This window comes from Aquimarina sp. (assembly GCF_977115655.1).
In genome coordinates this window covers 24,598-50,206 of the sequence record NZ_CDSBKO010000035.1, presented here as the reverse complement: position 1 = coordinate 50,206, position 25,609 = coordinate 24,598, and the positions used below count along the sequence as shown (strand labels likewise).

The following is a 25,609-nucleotide window of genomic DNA, read 5'->3' as shown; positions in this document are numbered from 1 at the left end:
GTAGATTAGTTGTTGTTTTTTGGAGTATTTATAATCGTTTCTAATTCTGCTTTTTTATTAATAATATCTAGCATAGCGGTTAGTACTTCGTTTTGAGATGAGTACAATTGTAATTGAGCTTGTCTTAATTCAAAACTACTGGCGAGCCCCTCAGAATATTTAATTTGATTTTTTTTCTCGATTCGTTCTGCCAATGTTAGATTTTGTTTTGCAGTGTCGTAGCTTTCCAACGAAAACTTATAGTTGCTTACGGCATTATCGTATTTAAGTTGTATCTCTTGTTGTGCTCTGGTAAAATCTGTTTTAGATTGCTCGTTCGCTATTTTTGCCTGTTTTGATCTGGCACTTCTTTTGAAAGAACTAAAAATAGGAATATTTAAACTCGCTCCCAGGATAGAGGATTGAAACCATTTGGTTTCGCTGTCAAAAAATACAAAATCATTATCATACGCAGAGGTACCATAGTTTACAAAAGCAGATAAAGATGGTAAAGCCCTGCTTTTTTCTAATTTTAATTCTAATCTGGTTTGTTCGGTACGAAGATACGCCAGTTTATAATCTACATTGTTTTCTATGATGAAAGGGTTGGTAACAATAGAGGTATCCATGTTTTTTAAAGCCAGTCCCTCTAATGTTTCTGTGAGCACAATATTCGAATCCAGATTTTTTACGCCTATGGCCAGGCTAAACATTTGCATGGCTATTTTTTCTAATCGTTGGGCATTACTAAGCTGGTTAGTGATTTGTAACAAGGTTATCTGTAGTTGTTCTACGTTTTCTTCTTCTGCCAGACCGTTTTCAAAAATCTTTTTTGTTTCCTGATAGTTTTTTTCCAGGGTCTCTAAATTGTTTTTAAGGATTTTTACACTTTCCTGAGAGATAAGTACACTGCCGTAGGCATTTATAACTCCTTTACGAACTTCGAGCTGCGTTTTTTCTTGCACATCATTATTATATTGTAAAAAACTCTTTGCTGCTTCTAACCCCACCAGATATGACCCGTCAAAAATTAGCTGGCTTAATGTAGCAGTTGCCGAAGCTTGTTGTTTTGTGCCAAAAACCACAGGAACAAATGTACCGGGTTCACCACCGGTTACTTCGCCGGGAAGCAGGGTGACAGGTTGTTTTAATTGATTTTGATAATTAACCGCAGCATTGATTTGCGGAAGACCATCTGCGGTCGCTTCCCATTTTCTTTTTAGTGCTTTTGCAACATCACGTCTTGCATTGATAGATTGATAGCTGTTTTCTAAGGCAAATTCTATCGCTTCCTCCAAAGTGAAAGAATAGGTTGAATTTGCAGGTGGTTCTTGTTGGGCTGATATTGTGGTTGTAATTAACCAACCAAGGCAGATTAACCAAAGGTTGTTTTTCATAAATATTACTCTTTTGTTAGTAGATTGTTTAAAATTTCTAGTCCTTTTTCGGTGGCAATTCCTCTAATATGATATTCCAGATAATCTTCCATAAGTTTAGTCATAGGAAATTGCTGCATAGGAAACGTGTCCTGATCTTTTATTCCTATAGCTCCAACAAAATAAATTCGTGAGATAAAATGGATATCCATATTTTTTCTATAAACACCAGATTTGATACCCCTTTCCAGATTATCTATAACACATTCCTGCATTACGTCAAACTGTTTGGATTTTAAGGCGCTATATATTTTTGGATAGTATTTTTGAAGCTGATATTGCGGAGACGTTTTTTCGTTTTTTAAATGGTGCATCACAAAAGATTTTATCTCGTATAACTCCTCTATAGGACCATTTTTTTGATCTATGATTGTGTCTATCCCATCAGATATACAGCAAAATAAATGATCTGTAGTTGCTTTAACTAATTCTGTTTTATTTTGAAAATGAGTGTAGATTGTTTTTTTAGAAATGCCCATCTCGGTAGCAAGATCATCCATGGTCACACTCTTAAAGCCAAGATTAAGAAATAGATCGTTGGCTTTTTCTATTATTTTTTCTTTCATTCGGGCATCATTATTTTTCGGTAAATGTACATTCGGAAACTTTAAAAACAATAAAAGTTTCCAAAGTTTTACATTTTTTTAACACTCATTTTAATTTTGAAGATGTTTTGAGAGGCATAAAGTATTAGCTTCTTTTTTTTAAAAGTTTGGATTACTTTAGCACAAAAAAATATTGTGCATACAGTTTCCGATTATCAAGCCTGTTTTTTAGAGTATTTATCTAAAAAAATTATTGCCAAAGAGCCTAAAAATCTGTACGAACCTATATCTTATATTCTTAATCTTGGAGGTAAACGTTTGCGGCCAATACTGGTTTTGATGGTTTCCGAAACTTTTGGGGGTTCTTATAAAAAAGCTCTGGATGCAGCACTGGCAATAGAGATTTTCCATAATTTTTCGCTAATACACGATGATATTATGGATGCTGCTCCTATTAGGCGGGGTAAAGAGACAGTTCATGAAAAATGGGACATAAATACAGGAATCCTTTCTGGAGACGCTATGCTTATTAATGCATATCAACTATTCGAAAATTATGAAAGCGATACTTTTAAAGAACTGGCTGCCTTATTTACCAAAACAGCTATAGAGGTTTGTGAAGGGCAACAATATGATATTGATTTTGAAACCCGGGATGATGTAGTAATTTCTGAATATATCAAAATGATCGAGTATAAAACAGCCGTTTTGGTTGGTGCAGCTATGAAAATGGGTGCTATTATAGCTAATGCTCCAGAAAGTTGCAGAGAGTCCATTTATGATTTTGGAAGGTTGCTAGGATTGGCATTTCAGCTTCAGGATGATTATTTGGATGCATTTGGAGATCCCAAAACTTTTGGTAAACAAGTAGGAGGAGATATTATCGAAAATAAAAAAACTATCCTGTATTTAAAAGCTTTGGAATTTGCCAATAAAGATGAGAAAAAACAATTAACAGGATTATTTTCTCTTAATCCCGAAGATCCTTCTGAAAAAATAAGTGCAGTAAAACATATTTTTGAAACTACAGGAGCAAAGGAACAAACCCGTTTTGAAATAGAAAAATATACAGCAAAGGCGTTTGCAGTGCTGGATAATCTTTCTATTACAGAAGACAAGAAAACAATGTTACGATTGTTTGGAGAAAAATTAATGAATAGAAGTGTCTGAATCCTATAACCTTGCAACTGGAAAACAATTGATAGAAGAAATCTGTAAATCAGATTTTTATCCTCAATTTATTGCCCAGATACAAAAGGATTTGAACCGTGCCGGGATGGATCATGTTATTAAAAGCGAAAAACCCCGGCAATTGTTTTCAGAAATAGCAAGCTTACTTCTGGAGAAGTTACATAATGATTTTAATGAATTTCTTAATTTATTATATGCTGTTGATGTTTCTGAAAAAGAAATAAGACAGCTGGATTCAGAAAGCAGTATAAATATAGCAGAATACGTTACCTATTTGATTTTAAAAAGAGAATGGCAAAAAGTATGGTATAGAAATAGGGGATGAGGAAGGTATTTGTCAAGAATTTATGAAATAAAATATAATTATAAATCTTAAATACATGAAGTTATATAGTAGCATTTTTTTGTTTTTCTTCTTAACTTTTAATTATGGTCAGGAGGTTTCTCAAAAGCAAGTCAATACTTCTTACGAAGAGATTTTAAAAGAGATAGGTAAAAAAGAAAGAGATACATTGATTAAACAAGTGTTCAAAAGATATCAATGTTCAGAATATTTATCTGGAAATATCGAATTTTATTATCAAAACGATCAATTAAAATTAATAAAGCACAGCTATAAACAAAACTGGGATAATAATTTTGAATATTATTATCTGGAAAATGATACATTAAGATTGTATACAACATTTACCGAAATTCTTCGAGCTAATACTCGCTATACACAGAGTGAAACAGATACCTCTTTTTCGATGGAAAAAGTGTTAGATGTTACAGAAAACAGAACATTTTTGAATAAAAAAAATGTACTAATGTGTCTTGAAAGAAAAGATATGCAAAAGCAATCAGAGTGGGATAATGATTATTTTAATACACTTAGTTTTAAAAAAGCAGATTGTACTACAGATATCGTAGATATACAGTATAAATATAGAATACTTCGCAAAGCTGAAACAAAACTTATAAAACATGGAGGGAAACCACCTGGTTGTATTTTTTATTTGTGGTAGCGTTTTTATATAAAAATATTCTCGATATAAATTTTGTATTATTCGTGTTTTAAAAACATCAAAAAAAAGCATTAGAATAAGCACACCAAAAACAGTGATTTTATTATCAAGTTAAAGGTTAAAACCCTGCAATTTCATTGCAGTTACTTTAATTCCTATAAATATTTTAGTTTTGTTGAATGTCAAATTATCGCAAAAATTCACATTCAATAACGGATTTGAGTTGCATATTGTTTGGATAACGAAACATCAATAAGCTGTTTTACAAAGTGATATCCAGCATCGTTGTCGTGATATATTAATCCAGGTATATAATTCTGAAAATATCCATATTTTGAAGGGTGTCGTAAGTAAGGATCATATCCATGTGCATGTTGAGTATCCTCCGTCTTTGAGTATAAGTATTTTGGTAAAAAAGTTAAAAGGTCGATCATCTCGAATGCTACAACGTGAATTTCTGAGGTTAAATAAGTAATATTGGGTAGACACTTTTAGTCTGTTGGTTATGGTGTTTGGAGCACTGGTAAGATAACAGGTAAAATGGTTCAGGAGTATCTTGAACATCATAAGGATAAGCCCAACTCAGAGAAAGGCAATTGGATATTAGAATAATGTTAGAATAATGTTGGTAAAGAATTTCATTCTTTTGTTTAAAACTATAGATTGAAAATCCATAGTGGTTTATTCAAAAAAACACCCTAACAAATGGCGTGTATGCACTACCGTATATACTTTTTTTGTCATCGTATAGTAGATCGTATTTGATACCTATAGTCATAAAGTTGGTTTTGTATCCGGCACCAACAAATAAAGCAGGATACCAATAATTTTCAGTTATCTTTTGATCTGATAATTTAATGTTTCGACTAACCCCCATTTCTTCAAGCTCTGCAGATATCTGTAACCCATAAAAAGGATTGAACAAAGTAATAATACTTGCTCCATAATTAGTACTGTTTATCTTTTGATATATACGGTCATTTTCAAAACTACTGTATCCAAATTTTAAGCCTAACCCAGTACTAAACCATTCATTAAACTCATATATGGCAGATGGAGCAACAACAGCATTAAATGTGTTATTAGAAAATCCAATACCCAAATCACCTCCAAATCGTACATTGGACCAAAAAGAATTGTCTTGAGAATAGCTTTTTTGCAAAGAAAAAAGAATAGCAAGAGCTAATACCAGAACTTTAGGGTTTACATAAAAATTTACTTTCATTATTCATTTTATGAAAAATTATAACATAAATATAATTAATTCGATGTCTAATATATTGTAATTGTTGTATTTTTGTGGCGTTTTGTTATTTAAAAGAGGGTTGAATACTTACATATGGATAAATATTCATTTTTGAATGCGGCTAATACCGCATTTTTTGCAGATTTATACGATCAATATCTACAAAATCCAGATAGTGTAGAGCCAAGTTGGCGTGCATTTTTTCAAGGATTTGATTTCGGACTGGAAAGTGCCGATGGATCGGGAGAAATAATTTATGTGGATCGCGGACCTGGTGAAACAGTTGCGGTTCCTCAAAATGTTCAAAAAGAGTTTCAGGTGGTCAAATTAATTGATGACTACAGAACTAGGGGACACTTATTTACCAAAACCAATCCGGTAAGAGAACGAAGAAAGTATTCTCCTACTTTGGCGCTAGAAAATTTTGGGCTGAGTCAGGGAGATCTTAACACAGTTTTTAATGCAGGGGAGATTATAGGTATTGGTCCTAATACATTAAGTAATATTATTGTTCATTTAGAGCATATTTATTGTGACTCTATTGGAGTAGAGTATATGTATATCCGTAATCCTGAAGAACGGGAATGGATACAGGCGCGAATAAACTTTAATACCAATAGAACAAAGTTCTCTGCCGATCAGAAAAAACATATTCTCAAAAAATTAAACCAGGCAGTTTCTTTTGAAACATTTTTACATACAAAATATGTAGGGCAAAAACGTTTTTCATTGGAAGGAGGAGAAACCCTTATTCCTGCATTAGATGCATTGGTAGAAAAAGCGGCAAGTTTTGGAGTAAAAGAATTTGTAATGGGTATGGCACATCGTGGCCGTTTAAGTACGCTTACTAATATTTTTGGAAAAAGCCCTAAAGATATTTTTAGTGAATTTGATGGGAAAGATTATGAAGAAGCAATATTTGACGGAGATGTGAAATACCATTTGGGATGGACCTCTAAACGTAAATCAGATTCTGGGAAAGATATAAATATGAATATAGCGCCCAATCCGTCGCATTTAGAAACGGTTGGAGCAGTAGTAGAAGGGATTACCAGAGCAAAACAAGACACACACTATAAAGATAATATTTCGCAGGTGCTACCTATCGTAGTGCATGGAGATGCAGCAGTAGCAGGACAAGGATTGGTGTATGAGATTGTTCAAATGGCTCAGTTAGATGGGTATAAAACAGGAGGAACAATTCATATTGTAGTAAATAATCAAATTGGTTTTACCACTAATTATTTAGATGCACGATCTTCAACGTACTGTACAGATATAGGCAAAGTTACTTTGTCGCCTGTTTTACACGTAAATGCAGATGATGCAGAAGCAGTAGTTCATGCAACTAATTTTGCTTTAGAATTTAGAATGAATTTTGGTAGAGATGTATTTATAGATTTATTAGGATACCGTAAATATGGGCATAATGAAGGAGATGAGCCGCGTTTTACACAACCAAAATTATATAAAGCTATTGCTAAGCATAATAATCCAAGAGATATATATGCCCAAAAATTAATATCTGAAGGTATTATTGACGCAGATTATGTTGCTAATCTAGAAAAAGAATATAAAGAATCTCTTGAAGAAGAGTTAGAGGATTCTCGTAAGCAAGAAAAAACAGTAATCACCCCTTTTATGCAGGATGAATGGGCTGGGTTTATTAGAGTGCAGGAGGATGAGATGATGAAGGTGGTAGATACAACCTTTCCTAAAGATAAACTAACAGAAATAGCAGAAGTAATAACTAAGCTGCCCTCTGATAAAAAGTTTCTTCGTAAAATACAAAAAATCATTAGTGAACGACATAAAGGTTTTTTTGAAGATAACCAACTAGATTGGGCAATGGGAGAATTACTGGCGTATGGATCTTTATTAAAAGAAGGATACAACGTAAGAATGAGTGGGCAAGATGTAGAACGAGGAACATTCTCTCACAGACATGCAGTAGTTAAAGTAGAAGATAGTGAAGAAGAAATACTATTGTTAAATAACCTTAAAGGAGATCAAGGAAGGTTCTGTATCTATAATTCATTACTTTCAGAATATGGAGTTGTAGGTTTTGATTATGGGTATGCTATGGCTAGTCCGGAGACATTAACCATCTGGGAAGCACAATTTGGAGACTTTAGCAATGGAGCACAAATTATGATCGACCAATATATATCCTCTGCAGAGGATAAGTGGAAATTGCAAAACGGATTGGTTATGCTGTTGCCACATGGATATGAAGGCCAAGGAGCAGAACACTCCTCAGCGAGAATGGAACGTTACTTACAATTGTGTGCAAAAGATAATATGTTTGTTGCAGACGTGACCACACCAGCTAATATGTTTCATTTGTTGAGAAGACAAATGAAAGCTAAGTACAGAAAACCACTAATTGTATTTACTCCAAAGAGTTTATTAAGAGACAAAAGAGTAATGTCTTCTGTAGAAGAATTTGCAAATGGAAGCTTTCAAACTGTAATTGATGATGCAAATGCTACCCCAAAAGATGTAAAATCACTTGTTTTTTGTACAGGTAAATTCTATTATGATTTACTAAAAGAAAGAGAAGAACAAGGAAGAAAAGATATTGCATTAGTTAGGATAGAGCAACTATTTCCTTTACCAACTGCCGAAATGGACAAGCTGATTAAAAAATATAAAGCAGAGGAAGTAGTGTGGGCACAGGAAGAACCTCGTAATATGGGAGCGTTAAGTCACATGTTAATGAACTATGAAGAAGCAAAAACATTTAGATTTGCTAGTAGAAGACCTTATGGGGCTCCTGCAGCAGGAAGCGCTACCAGATCAAAAAGAAGACATCAGGAAGTAATCGATTATGTGTTTGATAAAACAAAAAATAATCAAAGAAGATAAAATTTAGTAAATAATCATAGATTAAAAGTTTCCGAAGGAAATTATACAAAGGATAAATTCAGAATTATGGCTTTAGAAATGAAAGTCCCATCGCCGGGAGAATCTATTACAGAAGTTGAAATAGCACAATGGCTTGTTGAAACTGGTGATTATGTTGAAAAAGATCAAGCAATTGCCGAAGTAGACAGTGATAAAGCAACCTTAGAATTACCTGCTGAGGCAAGTGGTATTATAACACTTATGGCAGAAGAAGGGGATGCTGTGGCAGTAGGTCAGGTAGTATGCCTTATAGACACCAATGCAGCTAAACCAGATGGAGCTGCACCTGCTTCTGTTGCACCTGCTCCTAAAGTAGAGGAGAAAAAAGAAGAACCCAAACCGGTAGTATCTGCCAAAACAGAAACTTATGCCACTGGTACTGCGTCTCCTGCTGCAAAGAAAGTGTTAGCAGAAAAAGGAATGGATGCAAATCAAGTAAAAGGAACAGGTAGAGATGGTCGTATAACTAAAGCAGATGCATTAGAAGCAAAACCATCTATGGGAACCCCTGGATTAGGGAGTAGAGGAGAAGAGCGCAAAAAACTATCCATGCTTCGTCGTAAAGTTGCAGAGCGTTTAGTCTCTGTTAAAAATGAGACTGCAATGCTTACGACATTCAATGAAGTAGACATGCAGCCAATTTTTGATCTTCGTAATAAGTATAAAGAAGCTTTTAAAGCCAGACACGGGGTTGGATTAGGATTTATGTCTTTCTTTACATTGGCATGTGTTAGGGCTTTAAAAATGTATCCTGCAGTAAACTCTATGATTGATGGAGACTTTATGGTTTCTTACGATTTTCAAGATATTAGTATTGCAGTATCCGGACCTAAAGGATTAATGGTTCCTGTAATTCGTAATGCAGAAAATCTAAGCTTTAGAGGAGTAGAATCTGAAGTGAAAAGATTAGCACTTAGAGCTCGCGATGGTCAGATTACTGTAGATGAAATGACAGGAGGAACTTTTACTATTACTAATGGAGGTGTTTTTGGTAGTATGTTGTCTACGCCAATTATTAATCCACCACAAAGTGCTATTTTAGGAATGCATAATATTGTGGAGCGTCCAATTGTAAGAGATGGTCAAATTGTAATAGCACCTATTATGTATGTAGCGCTATCTTATGATCATAGGATTATAGATGGTAAGGAGTCTGTAGGATTCTTAGTAGCGGTAAAAGAAGCATTAGAAAACCCAGAAGAATTGTTAATGGATAATAATATAGCCAGAGCATTAGAAATGTAAAAGCTATCACATTATATTTTATAAAAACCTCAGTCCAAAAAAAGCTGAGGTTTTTTTATAAAACCATTTCAGAATAAGGAATAATTGTGTTATATCCTTTATTTCTAAAATAATCCATTTCAGAAAAACTTCCGGTTACTAAAATAAAATCGCCACCCCAACCACCCAGGCTTTTGATACTGTTGGGGTAATCCGGGAACAAGGCAGATTTTACAGTAGGGGTTTTGATAATTTTAGAAATGATTTCTTCATGCAAATCTAGTAATATATTAAACTCATCCAGAGTAGGGCAGTTAGGCATTTTAGAAGTAATTTCATTTACAATAACCTCTGCTTTATCAAAATCTTTTAAAGATAAAGATTGATAATGCTTTATAGATTCTTTACTATCCTGTTTTTGGTTTAAATAAATAAAGAATAGCTTATCTTGAAAAGGAGGGTTGAAATTAGAGACAGTTATTATTGGTTTTCCGTTATTACGTTGGTATAAAATAGGGCAATCATATTGAGCACAGGCAATATCATAGCCACTACCCCCAAAACTTTTTTCTAATAAAATAAAAGGATCTGTTTTTGCCCACTGTGCAATATTGTTAATTAATGTAGAAGAAGATCCAAGCCCCCATTGGCGATCAAATTCTAATCTGGTTTCAACCAAATACCCCTTTTTTAAAGAAAGAAAATTTGGCTTTAACTCCTTTGAAGCAGTAAGAATTTCAATTAATGTTTTTGTGATAGTAAGATCTTCATTATTATCTTGAATTTGTCGAAACGTATTATTTTCTAGTGTTAAATCAGTTTCAAACCAGCAATTACCTTTGTTGTCAAAACTTTTCCAGGTAATTTGATTTGTGTCATTTTCTTCAACATATAACCATTGCCCTTTTTTTGTTGGTATAGCCAAAGCCCGTACTCCATCAAGAACTAAATATTCTGCGGTAAGTAACAATTTGCCGTGACTATAAAAAGATTTTTTCATTTTAAGCTCTCAGTTTTTCAATTTGTGCTACCACCTCACTATGAGTAACCGTATTTGTTTTGAAATATTTAATCAGTTGCTTTTTCTCAGTTTCGGTAGCCCTAAACTGGTTTAAGATATTCATAAGGTGCATTTTCATGTGTCCTTGTTGTATACCAGTAGTTATTAACGAATTTATAGCCCCAAAATTTTGAGCAAGCCCTGCCACAGCAGTAATTTCCATCAATTTTTTTGCATTAGGCATTTTTAATAACTGTAAAGATAACTTTACAAGAGGATGAAGCGATGTTAATCCACCAACAGTACCCAATGCCAAAGGGATTTCTATAGAAAAAAAGAAGGTGTCATCTTTAATTTGGGCATGGGTCAAACTAGTGTATTTTCCGTTTCGTGAGGCATAAGCATGCACTCCTGCTTCAATTGCCCTAAAATCATTTCCTGTAGCTAATACTACTGCATCAATACCGTTCATAATACCTTTGTTATGAGTCACAGCGCGATATGGTTCTACTTCAGCTATACGCACAGCTCTTACAAATTTTTCGGCATATTGTTGCGAAGAAAGTAAGGGCGTAGCAGGAAGATCCTGTATGGCACACGATACAGAGGCTTTTACCAAACATTGTGGCACATAATTAGAAAGGATGCTCATTACTACTTCAATATTCTTTTCGTCGTCAAAAAAACCAGAATACTCTTTCGCTTCTGTAGTCATTGTTTTTGCAAACTGTTCCAGGCAAGAATTTATAAAATTAGCACCCATAGCATCTACAGTCTCAAAAGTACAATGTAATTGATAATAGCTGTCTATTTCTGTAGTTTTGTTTCTAAGTTCTATCTCTAGTACACCACCACCTCTTTTTTCCATGTTTTTGGTTAAATGAGAAACAGAGGATAATAGCTCAGGCTTTATTAGATCAAAAAATTGCTGTAATTTTTTATAATTTCCTGAATACATAAAATGTACTTGTCCTACTTTTGTAGTAGATATTACTTCAGTTTTAAAGCCTCCTCTTGTTTGCCAAAACTTGGCAGCTTTACTGGCAGCAGCAACAACCGAACTCTCTTCGATAGTCATAGGTACGGTGTATTGCTCGTTGTTGATAAGAAAATTTGGTGCTACCGAAAAAGGAAGGTAATAATTAGAAATAGTGTTTTCAGTAAACTCATCATGAAGTTGTTGAAGAGCATCATCAGCATTCCAATATTTCATCAAAATAGATATAGTACTTTGATCATTGTTAAAATGATGTTCTGCCAACCATTTTATTTTATCCGTTTTGGAGAGTTTAGAAAACCCAGAAACTACAGGTGTCATTGTCTTTTTTTGTTATTAATGAGGTCAAAGATACTATTCTGTTTTATCATATCTGTAGTTAAACTATTTTAGAAACCAAAAAGAGATGGTAATTGATTTTACACTACATTAGGTCTGAAGATCTAAGTATTTAATAATTCAAAGCAAATTCATAAAAGAAGCTTCTGAAAAATGTACTTTGTTTTTGGGGCAAGCCCGAGGGGATTATACCCCTAATAATAAAGGATTAGAGATAATTTTGAATTATGCATGTTTTGTTTTAATAAACAATAAGATAAATTAATAAGGTTTTAACTTTTATTGATGATATGTTAAAAAAAATCTAGTATGTACCTGTGATTTTATTGTATTTAACAGCAATTGTTGTATTTTTCACGGATTTTTTAGTATTCTTGACATTAATAAATTTTAAAATTACAATATGAAAATCACAAAATTACTTTTTGCGATTGCATTTTTTGTTGTACTTGTAGCATCAGCACAAGACAAAACCTTTACTTTAGAAGAAATATGGGGAGGAGTTTTTAGTACAGAAGGACTAGAATCGCTTCATTCTATGAAAAACGGTACAGAATATTCGGTTATAGAACAAGATGCAGTGTCTGGTGCCATCAATATCGAAGTTTATAATTACGAATCCGGAGAAAAAACAAAAACATTAGTAACTTCTTCTTCTCTTGGAGATTTATCTACATTTCAAGGATACTCATTTAGTAAAGATGAAAATAGGATTTTACTTTCCAGTCAATTAGAACAAATATACAGACACTCATCCAGAGGGATTTATCACGTATATGATGTTCCATCTAAAGGTATTTTTAAAGTTAGTGATAAAAAAATCCAAGAACCGTTATTGTCACCCGATGGTAACAAGATAGCGTATGTGCTGGATAACAATATCTATATGCTAAACTTTGCGACTGGGCAAGAGGTACAGTTAACAGATGATGGAAAGAAAAATGAAATAATTAATGGAATAACAGACTGGGTATATGAAGAAGAATTTGCCTTTGTTAGAGCCTTTGATTGGAGTGCGGATAGTAAAAAAATAGCATTTTTGCGATTTGATGAACGAGAAGTGCCCGAGTTTTCTATGGATGTATACAGTAAAGATTTATATCCAAAACAAGAAGTTTTTAAGTACCCTAAAGCAGGAGAAAAAAATGCAAAAGTATCCCTGTATGTAGCAGATATTACTGCAATGACTCTAGATGAGGTTAAGTTGGGAGATTATAAAGATTTTTATATTCCTAGAATAAAATGGACTGCAAATCCAGATGTTTTGAGTGTACAAGTAATGAACAGACACCAAAATAATCTGGATTTAATTTTTGTAGATGCTAAAACCAAAACACCAAAAGTAGTACTTAATGAAAAAGATACTGCTTATGTTGATATTACAGATAATCTTACATTCTTAGAAGATAATAGCTTTATTTGGACTAGTGAGAAAGATGGGTTTAATCATATTTATCATTATACAACAACAGGAGAGTTAATTAATCAAGTAACTAAAGGTGCCTGGGAAGTAACTAATTATTATGGATATGATAAAAAGAATAAAAAAATATATTATCAAAGTGTAGAAAACGGAAGCATAAACCGGGATGTTTATTCCATTGCTTTGGATGGAAAAGATAAAAAGAGATTAAGTGAAAAAGAAGGGACTAATGATGCAGATTTCAGTGCAGATTTCAGTTTTTATATTAATTATTTTTCCAATACCACAACACCTTATGAGTATACTCTAAATAATGGAAAGACAGGAGCGATAGTTCGAGAGATTAAAAATAATAAGGGGTTGTTAGAAAAATTGGGGAAGTATGATGTTAGACCTAAAGAATTTTCTACCATAGAAATAAATGGAGAGAAGTTGAATACCTGGATGATTAAACCAAAAGATTTTGATCCAACAAAAAAATATCCTCTGTTTATGTTTCAATATTCTGGTCCGGGATCACAAATGGTAAAAAACTCATGGCATAGAGCTAATGATTATTGGTATATGATGCTGGCAAAACAAGGATATATTGTTGCTTGTGTAGATGGAAGAGGAACTGGTTTAAAAGGAGCTAAATTTAAAAAAGTGACCCAAAATGATCTGGGAAATCTTGAAGTTCAGGATCAAATTGCCGTTGCAAAACATTTTGGGGCATTAGAGTATATCGATGATTCAAGAATTGGTATTTGGGGATGGAGTTATGGAGGTTTTATGTCCAGTAATTGCCTGTTCAAAGCTCCGGATGTTTTTAAAATGGCTATTGCAGTAGCACCAGTAACAAATTGGAGGTTTTATGATACCGTGTATACAGAAAGATATTTGATGACTCCTCAGGAAAACGCAAAAGGATATGATGACAATTCGCCAATCAATTTTGTAAATGGATTAAAAGGAAAATTTTTATTGATACATGGCAGTGCAGATGATAATGTGCATGTGCAAAATACAATGCAACTGGTAGAGGCTTTGATACAGGCAAACAAAGATTTTGACTGGGCAATTTATCCAGATAAAAACCACGGTATTTATGGAGGTAATACAAGATTACACTTATATAATAAAATGACTAACTTCATTACAAACAACTTATAATTAATTAAATAAAGATAATGGCAAATACAGTTAAAGCAGCTCATCAAAAAGAGCTTTTTGGGCATCCGGTAGGATTATATATTTTATTTTTTACAGAAATGTGGGAGCGTTTTTCATACTATGGTATGAGAGCGATTTTTGTACTATATCTAACCGCAAAAACTGTGGACGAAAACGCAGGTTTAGGCTGGTCAACAGGAGAGGCTTTAGCTCTATATGGTTGGTATACCATGTTGGTATATGTAGCATCAATTCCGGGAGGATGGATTGCAGATAAATTTTTGGGACAAAAAAAATCTGTTTTAGTAGGAGGAATTTTATTGGTTGCCGGGCATAGTATTTTAGCTATTGAACAAATGTGGGCATGGTATTCAGGTCTTGGTTTAATTATAGCAGGAGTAGGAATGTTAAAACCCAATATATCCACTATGGTTGGCGGATTATACAAACAAGGGGATATCCGAAGAGATAAAGGATTTACTATTTTTTATATCGGGATTAATTTGGGTGCGTTTTTATCTAGTTTAATAGTAGGGTATGTAGGAGAAGTGCATGGCTGGCATTATGGATTTGGTCTTGCCGGTATTGGAATGGCACTTGGGTTATTGCAATATTTATTAGGACAAAAATATCTGGCAGGTGTAGGTAATTTTTTAGGAGCTTCAGAAACTGCCGAAGATAAAGAGATAATGAACAAACCATTGACCAAAATTGAAAAAGACAGAATAATAGTGCTTCTAATTTCATTTTTGTTGGTTATAGTATTTTGGGGAGCTTTTGAACAAGCAGGAGGACTAATGAATATCTATGCTAAAGAAAAAACGGATAGAATGTTAATGGGATGGGAAGTTCCGGCTTCATGGTTTCAATCCTTGAATGCTATGTTCATAATTTTCTTGGGAACTATAGTGGCCTGGTATTGGGCAAATAGAAAATTAAAAGGAAAAGTTTCAAGTTCTTTGTTTAAAATGATTATTGGGCTTATAATTATGGGTACAGGCTTCTTTTTTATGACAGCTGCCGCTATAGAGTTTAATGCTAATGGTTCATCTGCAATGTATTGGTTAGTATTAGCATATTTATTTCATACTATCGGAGAACTATGTATATCCCCGGTTGCACTATCATTTATTACCAAACTGGCACCAGTAAAATACGGTGCATTGATGATGGGAGTATACTTTGCGATGACAGGATTTGGTAATAAACTTGCAGGTCTGTTAGGTGAATCTGCAGAAAACATGGGAGAGTATACTATTTTTACAGGAATAGCTATTTTTTGTGTCATATTTGGAGCATTAGTAATGCTTTTTAGAAAAAAACTGGAAGCCCTTACACATGGTGTAGAAGATAAAGAAGGTACTATACAGGAAGAAACCGAAGGTTTTGAATTAGCAGATAACTAATACCGGTATTTATGAATACAGATATAGAAAACTTATTTAAAGATAAAGTTTTAGGACATCCTGCGGGGCTATTCGTGCTTTTTTTTACAGAGATGTGGGAGCGATTCTCATTCTATGGGATGCGGGTCTTATTAGTGATATTTTTAACCCAACCATTATTTGGAGAAAATCCAGGATGGGCAAATTGGCCCAGAGAACATGCCTTGGCATTATTTGGTACGTATGCATCTCTTTTATATCTCACACCAATTTTAGGGGGGTATATTGCAGATAAAATAACAGGGTATCGATGGGCAGTTACCATAGGTTGTTTAATTATGACACTTGGGCATGTTGCCATGGCTTTTGAAACAGAAACAACCCTGTATTTTGGCTTGGCACTACTAGTAATAGGTACAGGGCTTTTTAAACCTAATATCACCTCTATTATTTCTGAAATGTACAAAGGAAATGATTCTAAAAAAGATGGAGCATATACCATATACTACATGGGGGTAAATGCAGGAGCATTCTTCGGTATTATGCTTTGTGGATATCTGGGCGAAAATTATAGTTGGGCTTTAGGATTTGGCTTGGCAGGAATTTTTATGCTGTTAGGAACAGTTCAATTTTGGCTTTCTAAAAATATTTTTGGAGAAATTGGGGCAAAGCCTAAAAAAGAAGCTTCTGAAAAAGAAATTATTTTGGAAGAAGGAGATAAACTTAACCCTTTTACACTCGTAGATAAGGTTCTTATTGCAATAACGGCAATAATAGGATTAACATGGTTAATTAATGATCCAATGTCAAAAATTAGAAATGTTAATTTATTTGACTTTAAAATAGGTAGTTTTGAAGGTACCACCTTTATGATTGTTGTAGGGATTTTACTTTTTATATATTTAATAGTTTCCAGAATTATTAGATATAGTCCTACGGTAAGAGATAGAATGATTGCAGTAGGGATTTTTGCCTTCTTTACAATTTTCTTTTGGGCAGCATTCGAGCAAGCAGCCGGTTCTTTAAATATATTTGCAAGAGATTATACTGCAAGAGATTTATCGGGGTCTTCTGCTTTAATTTTTAAAATTATTGATACGATTTTAACTGTCGTACCATTAGCCATAATCTCTTGGGTATTGTACCTGTTGTTCAAAAAAACATTCTCTAAAATAGGACTATCTAATATTGTACTATCTATAAGTTTTATTATTATATGGGGGATTGTTATTTGGAAACTAAATAATGAATTTAGTAAAGATACTACAGAGGTAGGAGCAACATGGTTTGGGATATTAAATTCGTTTTTCATTATAGCATTGGCACCATTATTTTCCAGATGGTGGGAAAGCAAATATAATCCCAGTGTAGCTTTTAAGTATGGTTTTGGATTAGGATTGTTGGGTTTTGGTTTTGCATTATTGGCATTTGGGTCTTTAGATATTCCACAAGGAGCAAAAACAGCTTCTGTAAGCATGATTTGGTTGATTATGGCATACCTGTTTCACACATTAGGAGAACTGTGCCTGTCACCAGTAGGACTGTCTTATCTTAGTAAGCTCGTTCCGGGAAGGATGATTGCATTTATGTTTGGTATTTGGTATCTTGCTATTGCAATAGGTCAAAAAGCAGCAGGAACTCTTGGAGGCATGATTGATGAAATTACTGCAAACTATAATTTGACTACCTTCTTTTTGATATTTACAATAGTGCCTATTGTGGCAGGAGGTTTGATTATTCTGTTAAACCCGGTGTTAAAAAAAATAATGCATGGAGTAAAATAAATATTATTTAATTTTATTCGTTTACCCAAATACAATGAACTCATCTTGACTTTTTGTTTTTAACCGAAAACGAGTTGAAATTTGACCAGATAAGGCACTTTTTGAAAGCTATAGCAGCGCTACGGATAAGAAAAGTAACGAAATATGGGTGAATTTCAGCCATTTTTTTAGGAAATAGAAAAAGTCAAGATGAGTTCAATATAAATTTTTTAAATTGAATTGAGGAATAGTTTTTGTTTCCTTACCTAGTTATAAAATTTTACACCTATGAAAAACCTACTTATTATTATATTTCTTATGTGCTGTTCTGTCCGGTCACAAGAAATTAAATGGATGTCTATGAATGATGCTTTAGAAGCTCAAAAAAAAGAACCTAAAAAAATCTTTATGGATGTATATACAGATTGGTGTGGACCCTGTAAACTTTTGGATAAAAAAACTTTTCATAATAAAGACGTAGTATCTTACGTAAATAAAAATTACTATGCGGTAAAGTTTAATGCAGAAGGAACGGAAGAGGTAAAATATAACAATTTTACATATACCAATCCCAATTATAACCCAGAAAGAAAAGGCCGAAACAGCCAACATTTTTTTGCAAATGCATTAAAGATAAGCGGATACCCAAGCATGGTGTTTTTTGATGAAAAAGCAAATCTAATAGCCCCTGTGGTTGGATATAAAACACCACAGCAATTAGAGATATATCTTAAAATGATCCATAATAACGATTATAAAAAATTGACTAGTGCAGAAGCATGGCAAAATTATGAAAAAGCTTTTGTAAGCACTTTTGTAAATTAGAAACACATAAAATATAAATTAAAAATCCTTTTACTGTTTATTTAGTAAAAGGATTTTTAATTTATACCAGAGAAAAATCAAGCTGTTTTTGTTATGTGAATGTTAAAATAACTCTTTGTCTTTTTTATCTTGTTTTTTGTCGTATATTAGTCTCGTTATATGTTATTATTGAAGGAATTTTCCTTTAATAATATTAAAAAGTAATCTTTCTGTTATATAAAAAAATATTTCATTTTAAGTTTACAGAAATTAGCAATTATTTGAAAATATATACGTTACTAATTACATAAACCTAACTAATACCCTAAAAATGGATTCTGAAAAAGAAAACGCCCCATCCATGAGTAATTATTATATACAACATATATAACAAGCATAATTACTTTTCTGGTTTTATTTCTTTTTTGGATCACAAACCTGCTTATGAAAAAAATATTTGCCATAGTCGCCCCATCTATGTTGTTAATAGCTTTGCTTTTTTCTTTTGTTACCGCAGAGCATCCTGAATTATCTCATATATCACAAAAAACACAATTGTCAGAACCATTAGCCCCAGAGGTTCATTTTTCTGATTATAATAAGCAAAGATTAATAGATTCTGTACACGCTTATTTTAATCAGGCGATAGAAAAAAAACAAATCGTAGGAGCAGCTATAGCTATCGTAAAATGTGATTCTGTTATCTATTCTGGAGGTTATGGAAATAAAAATGTAGTATTAAAAGATACGATAAATAACCAAACTATATTCAGAATTGGATCTGTGTCTAAAGGTTTTGCAGGAATATTAGCAGGAATCCATGTAGAAGAAGGATTAATAAATTGGGAAGATAAAGTAGTAGATTATATTCCGGATTTTCAACTCTCTGGTAAAGAACAGACCAATAGTATAACAATATCCCATATATTATCGCATACAACAGGATTGCCATATCATAGTTTTACAAATCTGGTAGAAGCCGGATTACCAATAACAACTATTGCAAATCGTTTTAAAAAAATTCGCTTAATTCAAAAACCAGGAGATATTTATAGTTATCAAAATGCTGTTTTTGCGCTTAGCGGAAAAATATTGGAACAGGTTGCCGGAAAACCTTTACGGGATGTTATTCAGGAAAAGATTTTTACACCATTGCAGATGACTACAGCTTCTGCTAGTTACGAAGCGATAGAACATTCAAATAATGTAGCATATCCTCATAAACGTATCCACAACAGATGGAAATCTATGCCTGTCAATAAAAAATACTATGACAATGCAATTGTAGCAGGCGGAATCAATGCAAGTGCGTCTGATATGGGTAAATGGATGAAGTTTTTGTTGGGAAATAATCCGGAAGTTATGATGCCCAATACAATGAGCACAGTTTTTTCTCCAATTATTCAAGAAGAAGGAAAAAGAAAATACTATCAAAAATGGCCTGGTCATTCTAAATCTTTTTATGGGTTGGGATGGAGAATACATTCTTTTAACGACCCAAAAACAGGAGATACCAATACGATTATACATCATGGAGGAAGTGTTAATAATTACAGAACCGAAATTGCAATCTATCCAGAAGAGGATTTAGGGATTTGTGTGCTTTTTAATAGCCAAAATGAAATAGCTAAAGATTGCATACCTAAAATCTATAAAATGATACAAGAAATAATGAATGCTAAAGAAGAAAAATATACTGAAGAGTCTTTGGTGTTATTATAACAGACTCATTGTTTAATTATAAAAGCCCCCTTTTTATCTGTGCGATGAAAAGGGGTTTTTGATATAATACAACTCTTTTCCCATCGATCCAAATAAGATTTATAATTACTGCCGTCTGCAACAATCTGTTTAGGCTTTAAAATGTTTATTACTCTTTTTAAATGTATCTTGGGCGAATTTGATAAAATAAGGATATCAGGATGTATTTTTAATGCCTTATAGATGTTTACACTATCCAGAATCAAAATAGTTTTGTTTTTATATGTATAGATATTTTTTAACCAGAGGGTAGAGTCTGTTAAAGTTATTTGATTTTGAATAAGATAATTTTTTAGTAAAAAAGCACTGGTGTTTATAGAAATAGAGTCTTTGCTGTAAAGCTGCATTTTTTGATTTTCTACAACTCCCACAATAGTATTTCGTTGATTGTGAAATAATATTAATTCTTCCAGGTTAGATGCATTGTGTTTTTGATAGATCATTACACAAATCATCATAACAATAGAGGACACTATAGTGTGTTTTTTTATGTTTTTATATTGTTTATACGTTAGGGTTATAGAAAGGATTACAAAATAAAGAGCAATAAGGGTGATCCATGAAAAAGAAATGTCCTTGAGGATAAATGTTTCTTGTTGCGCAATCCATCCAATTACAGTATTCATGCTATGAATGCAGTTTTCAAATAGATTTGCAATAAACTCTGGTAGAATATTTAACAAAGCAAGTAAGATAACAAAAATACCAAATCCAAGAATAACCCCCAAAAAAGGAAGAATAATAAGGTTCGAAACAAAAAACAGCAAAGGGAACTGATGAAAATAAAACAAGGATAAAGGCAGTAAGCCAAGTTGAGCAGCAATTGTTACTGTAAATATAGCCCACAATTTTTTGGTTATATAAAATCGTGGCTTGTATATGTTTTCTATAATTGGTTGTATCCAAAGTATAGAAAAAACAGCAACATAACTTAATTGAAAACCTATAGAAAATACCAATAAAGGGTCAAAGCACACCAGTACAAATAATGAAATAAATAATGAATTGTATGTACTTGTTTTAGATCTTATTTGCATACCGATAGCAAGAAATGAAAACATAGTTACAGCCCTAAGAACAGAAGGAGACAGACCTGCAATAATTGCAAACCCCCATAATGAAGTAATAAGAACTATTAATTTAATTCTTTTTCCATATTTTTTTATTCTATTTAGAGGGGCTAATACTAGGTTTATGATAAATAATAGTATACCTACATGTAACCCAGAAACTGCTAAAATATGAATAGCCCCGGCATCTCTGTAATTGCTAAAAGTTTCTTGACTGATATCTTGCCTTTGACCCAAATACAAGGCGTTAATGACAGAAAATTCTTCAGAATCAAAATGATATTTAGATAGTTTTTGATTAATTTTTTTTCTTGTTTGATCCGCAAATGAGGATAAAGATTGTTCTTTTTTTTGATTGTAAATTATTTGGTTGGGACAGAGAGTAGTTTGGTATAATATATATTGATTTTGCAGGTATTTTGCATAGTCAAATTGATTTGGGTTTAGTGGAGCGGTAATAGGCTTAATAGTTGCATAAGAAGTATAAATATTGCCTGTTTCCAAAATATTTAACGAACTGTCTTTTGGAATTTTGAGCAACATTTTACCACGTACAACCTTATTTTTTATAAGTCTAATAGAAATAATATATTTGTCATAGTACGCCGTGGGTTTTAACCGTTCTGCAATACAATATTCAATACCTGCAGGGGTGTTGTTAATCTCTTTTTGGTTGATTTTGGTACTGTAATGGTTTGAGTAATTTTTAAAGTCATGGATTTTAACTAAAACAATACCAAAATTGATAAATACAACTATTGTTAATAACACAAAAGAAGAAGTCTTACTAAATATCTTTTTTGATTGATGCCATGAGATACCCAGCCCACAAATAGAAATTAAAAAACTTAAGATAGCGACATCAATTTTTATAGTAATATAGACCCCAAAAATAACCCCAAATAAAGTTGCGATAGTAATAATAACAAAAGGTATGTTAAGCAGTTTGTAGTTGATTTTTTTGCGCACTATTATTTAAAATCTGAATTATAAAATGAAAGAACCTCTTTCTTTGTTGTGCAATAATAAGAAAACATAGTTTTATTTTTCGGAACCTAAAAATAAAAACCACATAAATATAAATCCGGAGCAATATAGAACACCTGTTTTGCAGTAGCTTTTTTTTTGATAAATATTTTTGTAAAACATTTAAAAACAACTAGTAACCCCAAAATAAGCCTATAAAATATGTTTTTGTAAATATATATTGTTTTCTAGGCAACCTAGAGGGATTAAACCTGTTGTAATGAGGGATTAAAACTACAATATTCTTCGCGCCAAGGCAAAACATTTGTTCCAGTAAGTTTCATCAAGGCTGGATACAATAACACCCTTAGATGTAGAAGAGTGTATAAACTTGATACTGCCTTTGGTTTCGATAACTAACCCTACGTGCGAAATAACATTTTTTCTTTTATTGGTTTTAAAAAAAAGCAAATCCCCGACAGTAACTTTTTTTAGAGAAATAGCTGCGCCCTGGGTAGCCATGGTTTTTGAAGTTCTGGGTAAAATAATATTCTCTTTTTTGAAAGAGGTATATACTAAACCAGAACAATCCATTCCTTTTTTTGTAGTACCCCCAAACTTATAACGGGTACCATTAAAAGTTTTAGCATAATCTACAATACTATTGATTTTTTGAGAATCAGAATCTTTATCGGGCTTAGTTTTTAAAGCAGTTTTATTTTTTGGCGAAGAAATAATGGCTTTCTTTTTTGAAGAACTTCCACAGGAAATTAATGTTATTATAAATAGAAAATATATTAAAATCCTTTTCATTCGATTTGGGTTTACAACAAAGTACGTGTTTTTATATAAGATTTTCAAAAAATTAAAAATTCCTTAAGAAGCATAGCTGTTTTTATTATTGTTTTTTATTGCGTTTATGGTTAAAAATGTGTGAAAACAATAAAAATTTAAGACTTTTATTTTATTTATATATGGTTTTAGTGTAAAATTCAAGAAGTTTTAATATCTTAATAGGTAAATACTTAATGTTCTTGTCGTGAAGTTAAAATTACCCCGTATTGTTTGCTTATTATTTTTTTTGAGCTCGGTTTATTTAATAGGACAAGTTTCTGATAAAACAGTTAGTTCTGATAGCATAAAAATAATTCTGGAAAAATCTATTGCTGCCTTTGCAAAGTCTACAGAACAAGGAATAGAACAAGGAGTGCGTTTATTAACTTTGGCAGAGAGCTTAGCAAATCAATCAAAAGATCCACACATCAAAATACTAGTTAATAGAGAGAAGGTAGGTTTTTGTTATGATAATGGAGATTTTTTGGGTATACAACGGTATTTAGCAAAAAACCTGGATATTATTACCAAATTAAAAGACAAAAGATATTTAGGATTGTATTACGAAGATCTTGCAGTTTATGAATATTCACGAGGAAATAAAAAAGAAGGATTTGAAGCCACGATTCTTGCAGAACAATTATTAAGTAAATATGGAGAAATAGAAGATGCCATAGATATTAATTATAACCTTTCTCTTAACTACATGAGGGCAGGAAAACATGATTTGTCTATCAAACATGCTTTAATCTCCTTGGAAGCCATAGCTAAAACAAATGTCAAACAAAACCGAAAGAAAAATTTATATCTCTTCTTGGCAGAAAATTACATTAATTTAAAAGAGTTTGATCAGGCAGAAGCCTGTTTGAATAAGGTAGGAAAAGATCATACGTATGATAATGATACGCATTTTAAAGGAAGGTTTTTTAAAAGAAAAGGATTTTATTATGAAGAATTAGGAGATTATAAAAATGCAACATCCTTTTATAAACAATCTTCCAATCTTTTTTTTGCATCTCATATAGAAACAGCCAAAGAAGTTACTGCCGGACTCATTTTGACTAGCCAATTAAACCTGCAGGAAGCAGAAAACAAAAGAATAAAAATTGAGAATGAACTAAAAGAACAAGAACTAAGAAATATAAATTACATTATATTATTAGGAGCCTTTATTATTTTAGGATTGGTGGTTTTATCTATAATTCAATATAGAGTTTCCAGATATAAAACAGAAACGAACAAATTACTCAAAAATAATTATAAAAAATTAATACAAGCTAATAAAAAAGCCGATAAAGCTTTAGAGGTTAAGTCAGAATTTTTGGATTCTGTTACACACGAGCTTCTCACTCCTTTAAATACTATTAAAGGAACAACTTTTTTATTACAAAAAGAACAATTAACAACCCATCAGATAAACCAAATTAAGCTGATAAATGTATCCAGTGATTATCTTTTAAACTTGATTAATGATGTTATTCAATTAAATGATCTGGAAAATGAATACGTTAAGTTAAAAAATGAAGAATTTGATTTAAAATCATTAATTAATAACCTAATTGATTCGTCTTTAATAACAAAGAAAAACAACGCTAATAAGATTCATAGAGAAATTGACAATGGTATTCCTGATATTGTAAAAGGAGATATGCTTAAAATCTCTCAGGTTGTTCTAAATGTTTTGGACAATGCATTGAAGTTTACCAAAAACGGGGACATATATATAAAAGTAGCAGTACTTTCTACAGTAAACAATAAAGCAAAAGTAAAATTTACAATACAGGATACAGGTATTGGAATGACAGAAAAGCAAATAGAAAAAGCCTTTGAAGCTTTTCATCAAGGATCTATAAAAATTAATAGAGAGTATGGTGGCACTGGATTGGGATTATCTATTGTAAAAAGGATATTAAAACTTTACGATAGTGATATTATAATAGAATCAAAACCAAATAAAGGCACATTAGTGGCATTTATTATGGATTTTGAAATTTCTAAAAATATAACGGATAAAAATGTTATTAAAAAAAATCATGTTAATAAATCAAAGGATGAATTATCAAAAAATCTAAATATTTTATTAGTAGAGGATAATAAAGTAAATCAACTGATTACTAAAAAAATAATTTCAGATTATGGGATCAATTGTGAATCTGCCAATGATGGAGAAGAAGCAGTAGATATGGCCAGAAAAAATAAGTATTCTATGATACTTATGGATATTATGATGCCAAAAATGGATGGTTTTGAAGCAACAAAAGACATAAGAAAATTTAATACAAAAGTCCCAATAATCGCATTAACCGCATTGTCAGAAAAGTTAAACAAAGAAAAATTTAATGAAGCAGGAATTTTAAAAGTTCTTCGTAAACCTGTAAATCCCCGACTTCTTTATAAAGTTCTTTTGGAGGAGTGTAAAGGATGAGTATATAACTTATCCAGATCTTTTAAACCCTGTTGTAATTATAAACTACTTAAAGATTTTAAAACAGAATGATTAAAATAATGTTTAGGACCAAGGTGAAAAAAAAATCTCAGATAATTTTGATTTTTCATGTATTTGTTTAATATAAAAGACGA

General features: G+C 32.2%; 18 protein-coding genes and 1 pseudogene. 12 read left to right on the top strand and 7 right to left on the bottom strand.

Annotated features, from left to right (window positions below):
- Positions 1-5: 5 nt before the first annotated feature.
- Together ACZIYX_RS14745 and ACZIYX_RS14740 are read right to left on the bottom strand one after the other, a co-directional pair.
- Complete coding sequence (locus tag ACZIYX_RS14745) at positions 6-1,376, bottom strand: TolC family protein (RefSeq protein WP_462683017.1); 1,371 nt, start codon at positions 1,374-1,376, stop codon at positions 6-8.
- Between the two features lie 5 nt (positions 1,377-1,381).
- Complete coding sequence (locus tag ACZIYX_RS14740; RefSeq protein ID WP_462683016.1) at positions 1,382-1,981, bottom strand: TetR/AcrR family transcriptional regulator; 600 nt, start codon at positions 1,979-1,981, stop codon at positions 1,382-1,384.
- 174 nt (positions 1,982-2,155) lie between these two features.
- On the opposite strand from ACZIYX_RS14740, the gene ACZIYX_RS14735 reads away from it, so the two are divergent.
- The 4 genes and pseudogenes from ACZIYX_RS14735 (at position 2,156) to tnpA (ending at position 4,770) form a co-directional block, all read left to right on the top strand.
- Positions 2,156-3,130 carry a polyprenyl synthetase family protein gene (locus ACZIYX_RS14735; protein ID WP_462683015.1) on the top strand — a complete coding sequence of 325 codons (975 nt, stop codon included), beginning with the start codon at positions 2,156-2,158 and terminating at the stop codon, positions 3,128-3,130.
- Complete coding sequence (locus tag ACZIYX_RS14730) at positions 3,123-3,476, top strand: hypothetical protein (protein ID WP_462683014.1); 354 nt, start codon at positions 3,123-3,125, stop codon at positions 3,474-3,476. The genes ACZIYX_RS14735 and ACZIYX_RS14730 overlap by 8 nt, the downstream gene beginning before the upstream one ends.
- Positions 3,477-3,531: 55 nt before the next feature.
- On the top strand, positions 3,532-4,158 hold the full coding sequence (locus ACZIYX_RS14725) for a hypothetical protein (RefSeq protein ID WP_462683013.1): 627 nt from the start codon (positions 3,532-3,534) through the stop codon (positions 4,156-4,158).
- A gap of 179 nt (positions 4,159-4,337) precedes the next feature.
- Positions 4,338-4,770: pseudogene (gene tnpA, locus ACZIYX_RS14720) on the top strand (IS200/IS605 family transposase).
- Between the two features lie 73 nt (positions 4,771-4,843).
- Here tnpA and ACZIYX_RS14715 read toward each other — a convergent pair.
- Positions 4,844-5,383 (bottom strand): hypothetical protein, encoded by a 540-nt coding sequence (locus tag ACZIYX_RS14715; RefSeq protein ID WP_462683012.1) that lies wholly within the window; start codon positions 5,381-5,383, stop codon positions 4,844-4,846.
- 114 nt (positions 5,384-5,497) lie between these two features.
- On the opposite strand from ACZIYX_RS14715, the gene ACZIYX_RS14710 reads away from it, so the two are divergent.
- Together ACZIYX_RS14710 and odhB are read left to right on the top strand one after the other, a co-directional pair.
- The gene (locus ACZIYX_RS14710; protein ID WP_462683011.1) at positions 5,498-8,272 is read left to right on the top strand and encodes a 2-oxoglutarate dehydrogenase E1 component; all 2,775 of its coding nucleotides are present in this window, start codon (positions 5,498-5,500) and stop codon (positions 8,270-8,272) included.
- A 66-nt stretch (positions 8,273-8,338) separates the two neighbouring features.
- On the top strand, positions 8,339-9,556 hold the full coding sequence (odhB, locus tag ACZIYX_RS14705; protein ID WP_462683010.1) for a 2-oxoglutarate dehydrogenase complex dihydrolipoyllysine-residue succinyltransferase: 1,218 nt from the start codon (positions 8,339-8,341) through the stop codon (positions 9,554-9,556).
- 55 nt (positions 9,557-9,611) lie between these two features.
- Here odhB and ACZIYX_RS14700 read toward each other — a convergent pair whose 3' ends face one another.
- Both ACZIYX_RS14700 and ACZIYX_RS14695 read right to left on the bottom strand, forming a co-directional pair.
- The gene (locus tag ACZIYX_RS14700) at positions 9,612-10,535 is read right to left on the bottom strand and encodes a GYDIA family GHMP kinase (RefSeq protein WP_462683009.1); all 924 of its coding nucleotides are present in this window, start codon (positions 10,533-10,535) and stop codon (positions 9,612-9,614) included.
- Between the two features lies 1 nt (position 10,536).
- On the bottom strand, positions 10,537-11,853 hold the full coding sequence (locus ACZIYX_RS14695) for a hydroxymethylglutaryl-CoA reductase, degradative (protein WP_462683008.1): 1,317 nt from the start codon (positions 11,851-11,853) through the stop codon (positions 10,537-10,539).
- A gap of 421 nt (positions 11,854-12,274) precedes the next feature.
- Between ACZIYX_RS14695 and ACZIYX_RS14690 the strand changes: the two genes are divergently transcribed.
- From ACZIYX_RS14690 to ACZIYX_RS14670, 5 genes are all read left to right on the top strand, one after another.
- Positions 12,275-14,446, top strand: a complete 2,172-nt coding sequence (locus ACZIYX_RS14690; protein WP_462683007.1) for a S9 family peptidase — start codon at positions 12,275-12,277, stop codon at positions 14,444-14,446.
- A 17-nt stretch (positions 14,447-14,463) separates the two neighbouring features.
- Positions 14,464-15,852 carry a peptide MFS transporter gene (locus ACZIYX_RS14685; RefSeq protein ID WP_462683006.1) on the top strand — a complete coding sequence of 463 codons (1,389 nt, stop codon included), beginning with the start codon at positions 14,464-14,466 and terminating at the stop codon, positions 15,850-15,852.
- 11 nt (positions 15,853-15,863) lie between these two features.
- On the top strand, positions 15,864-17,615 hold the full coding sequence (locus tag ACZIYX_RS14680; RefSeq protein ID WP_462683005.1) for a peptide MFS transporter: 1,752 nt from the start codon (positions 15,864-15,866) through the stop codon (positions 17,613-17,615).
- A 267-nt stretch (positions 17,616-17,882) separates the two neighbouring features.
- Positions 17,883-18,419, top strand: a complete 537-nt coding sequence (locus ACZIYX_RS14675; RefSeq protein ID WP_462683004.1) for a thioredoxin family protein — start codon at positions 17,883-17,885, stop codon at positions 18,417-18,419.
- Positions 18,420-18,842: 423 nt separating this feature from the next.
- On the top strand, positions 18,843-20,120 hold the full coding sequence (locus ACZIYX_RS14670; protein ID WP_462683003.1) for a serine hydrolase domain-containing protein: 1,278 nt from the start codon (positions 18,843-18,845) through the stop codon (positions 20,118-20,120).
- 5 nt (positions 20,121-20,125) lie between these two features.
- On the opposite strand, the gene ACZIYX_RS14665 is transcribed toward ACZIYX_RS14670, so the two are convergent.
- Positions 20,126-22,198, bottom strand: a complete 2,073-nt coding sequence (locus ACZIYX_RS14665) for a ComEC/Rec2 family competence protein (protein WP_462683002.1) — start codon at positions 22,196-22,198, stop codon at positions 20,126-20,128.
- Positions 22,199-22,489: 291 nt separating this feature from the next.
- Entirely contained in the window at positions 22,490-23,008 is a 519-nt protein-coding gene (locus ACZIYX_RS14660; RefSeq protein WP_462683001.1) for a C40 family peptidase, read from the bottom strand.
- A gap of 226 nt (positions 23,009-23,234) precedes the next feature.
- Here ACZIYX_RS14660 and ACZIYX_RS14655 point away from each other — a divergent pair, with 226 nt between their 5' ends.
- Positions 23,235-25,454 (top strand): response regulator, encoded by a 2,220-nt coding sequence (locus ACZIYX_RS14655; protein WP_462683000.1) that lies wholly within the window; start codon positions 23,235-23,237, stop codon positions 25,452-25,454.
- Positions 25,455-25,609 lie beyond the last annotated feature (155 nt).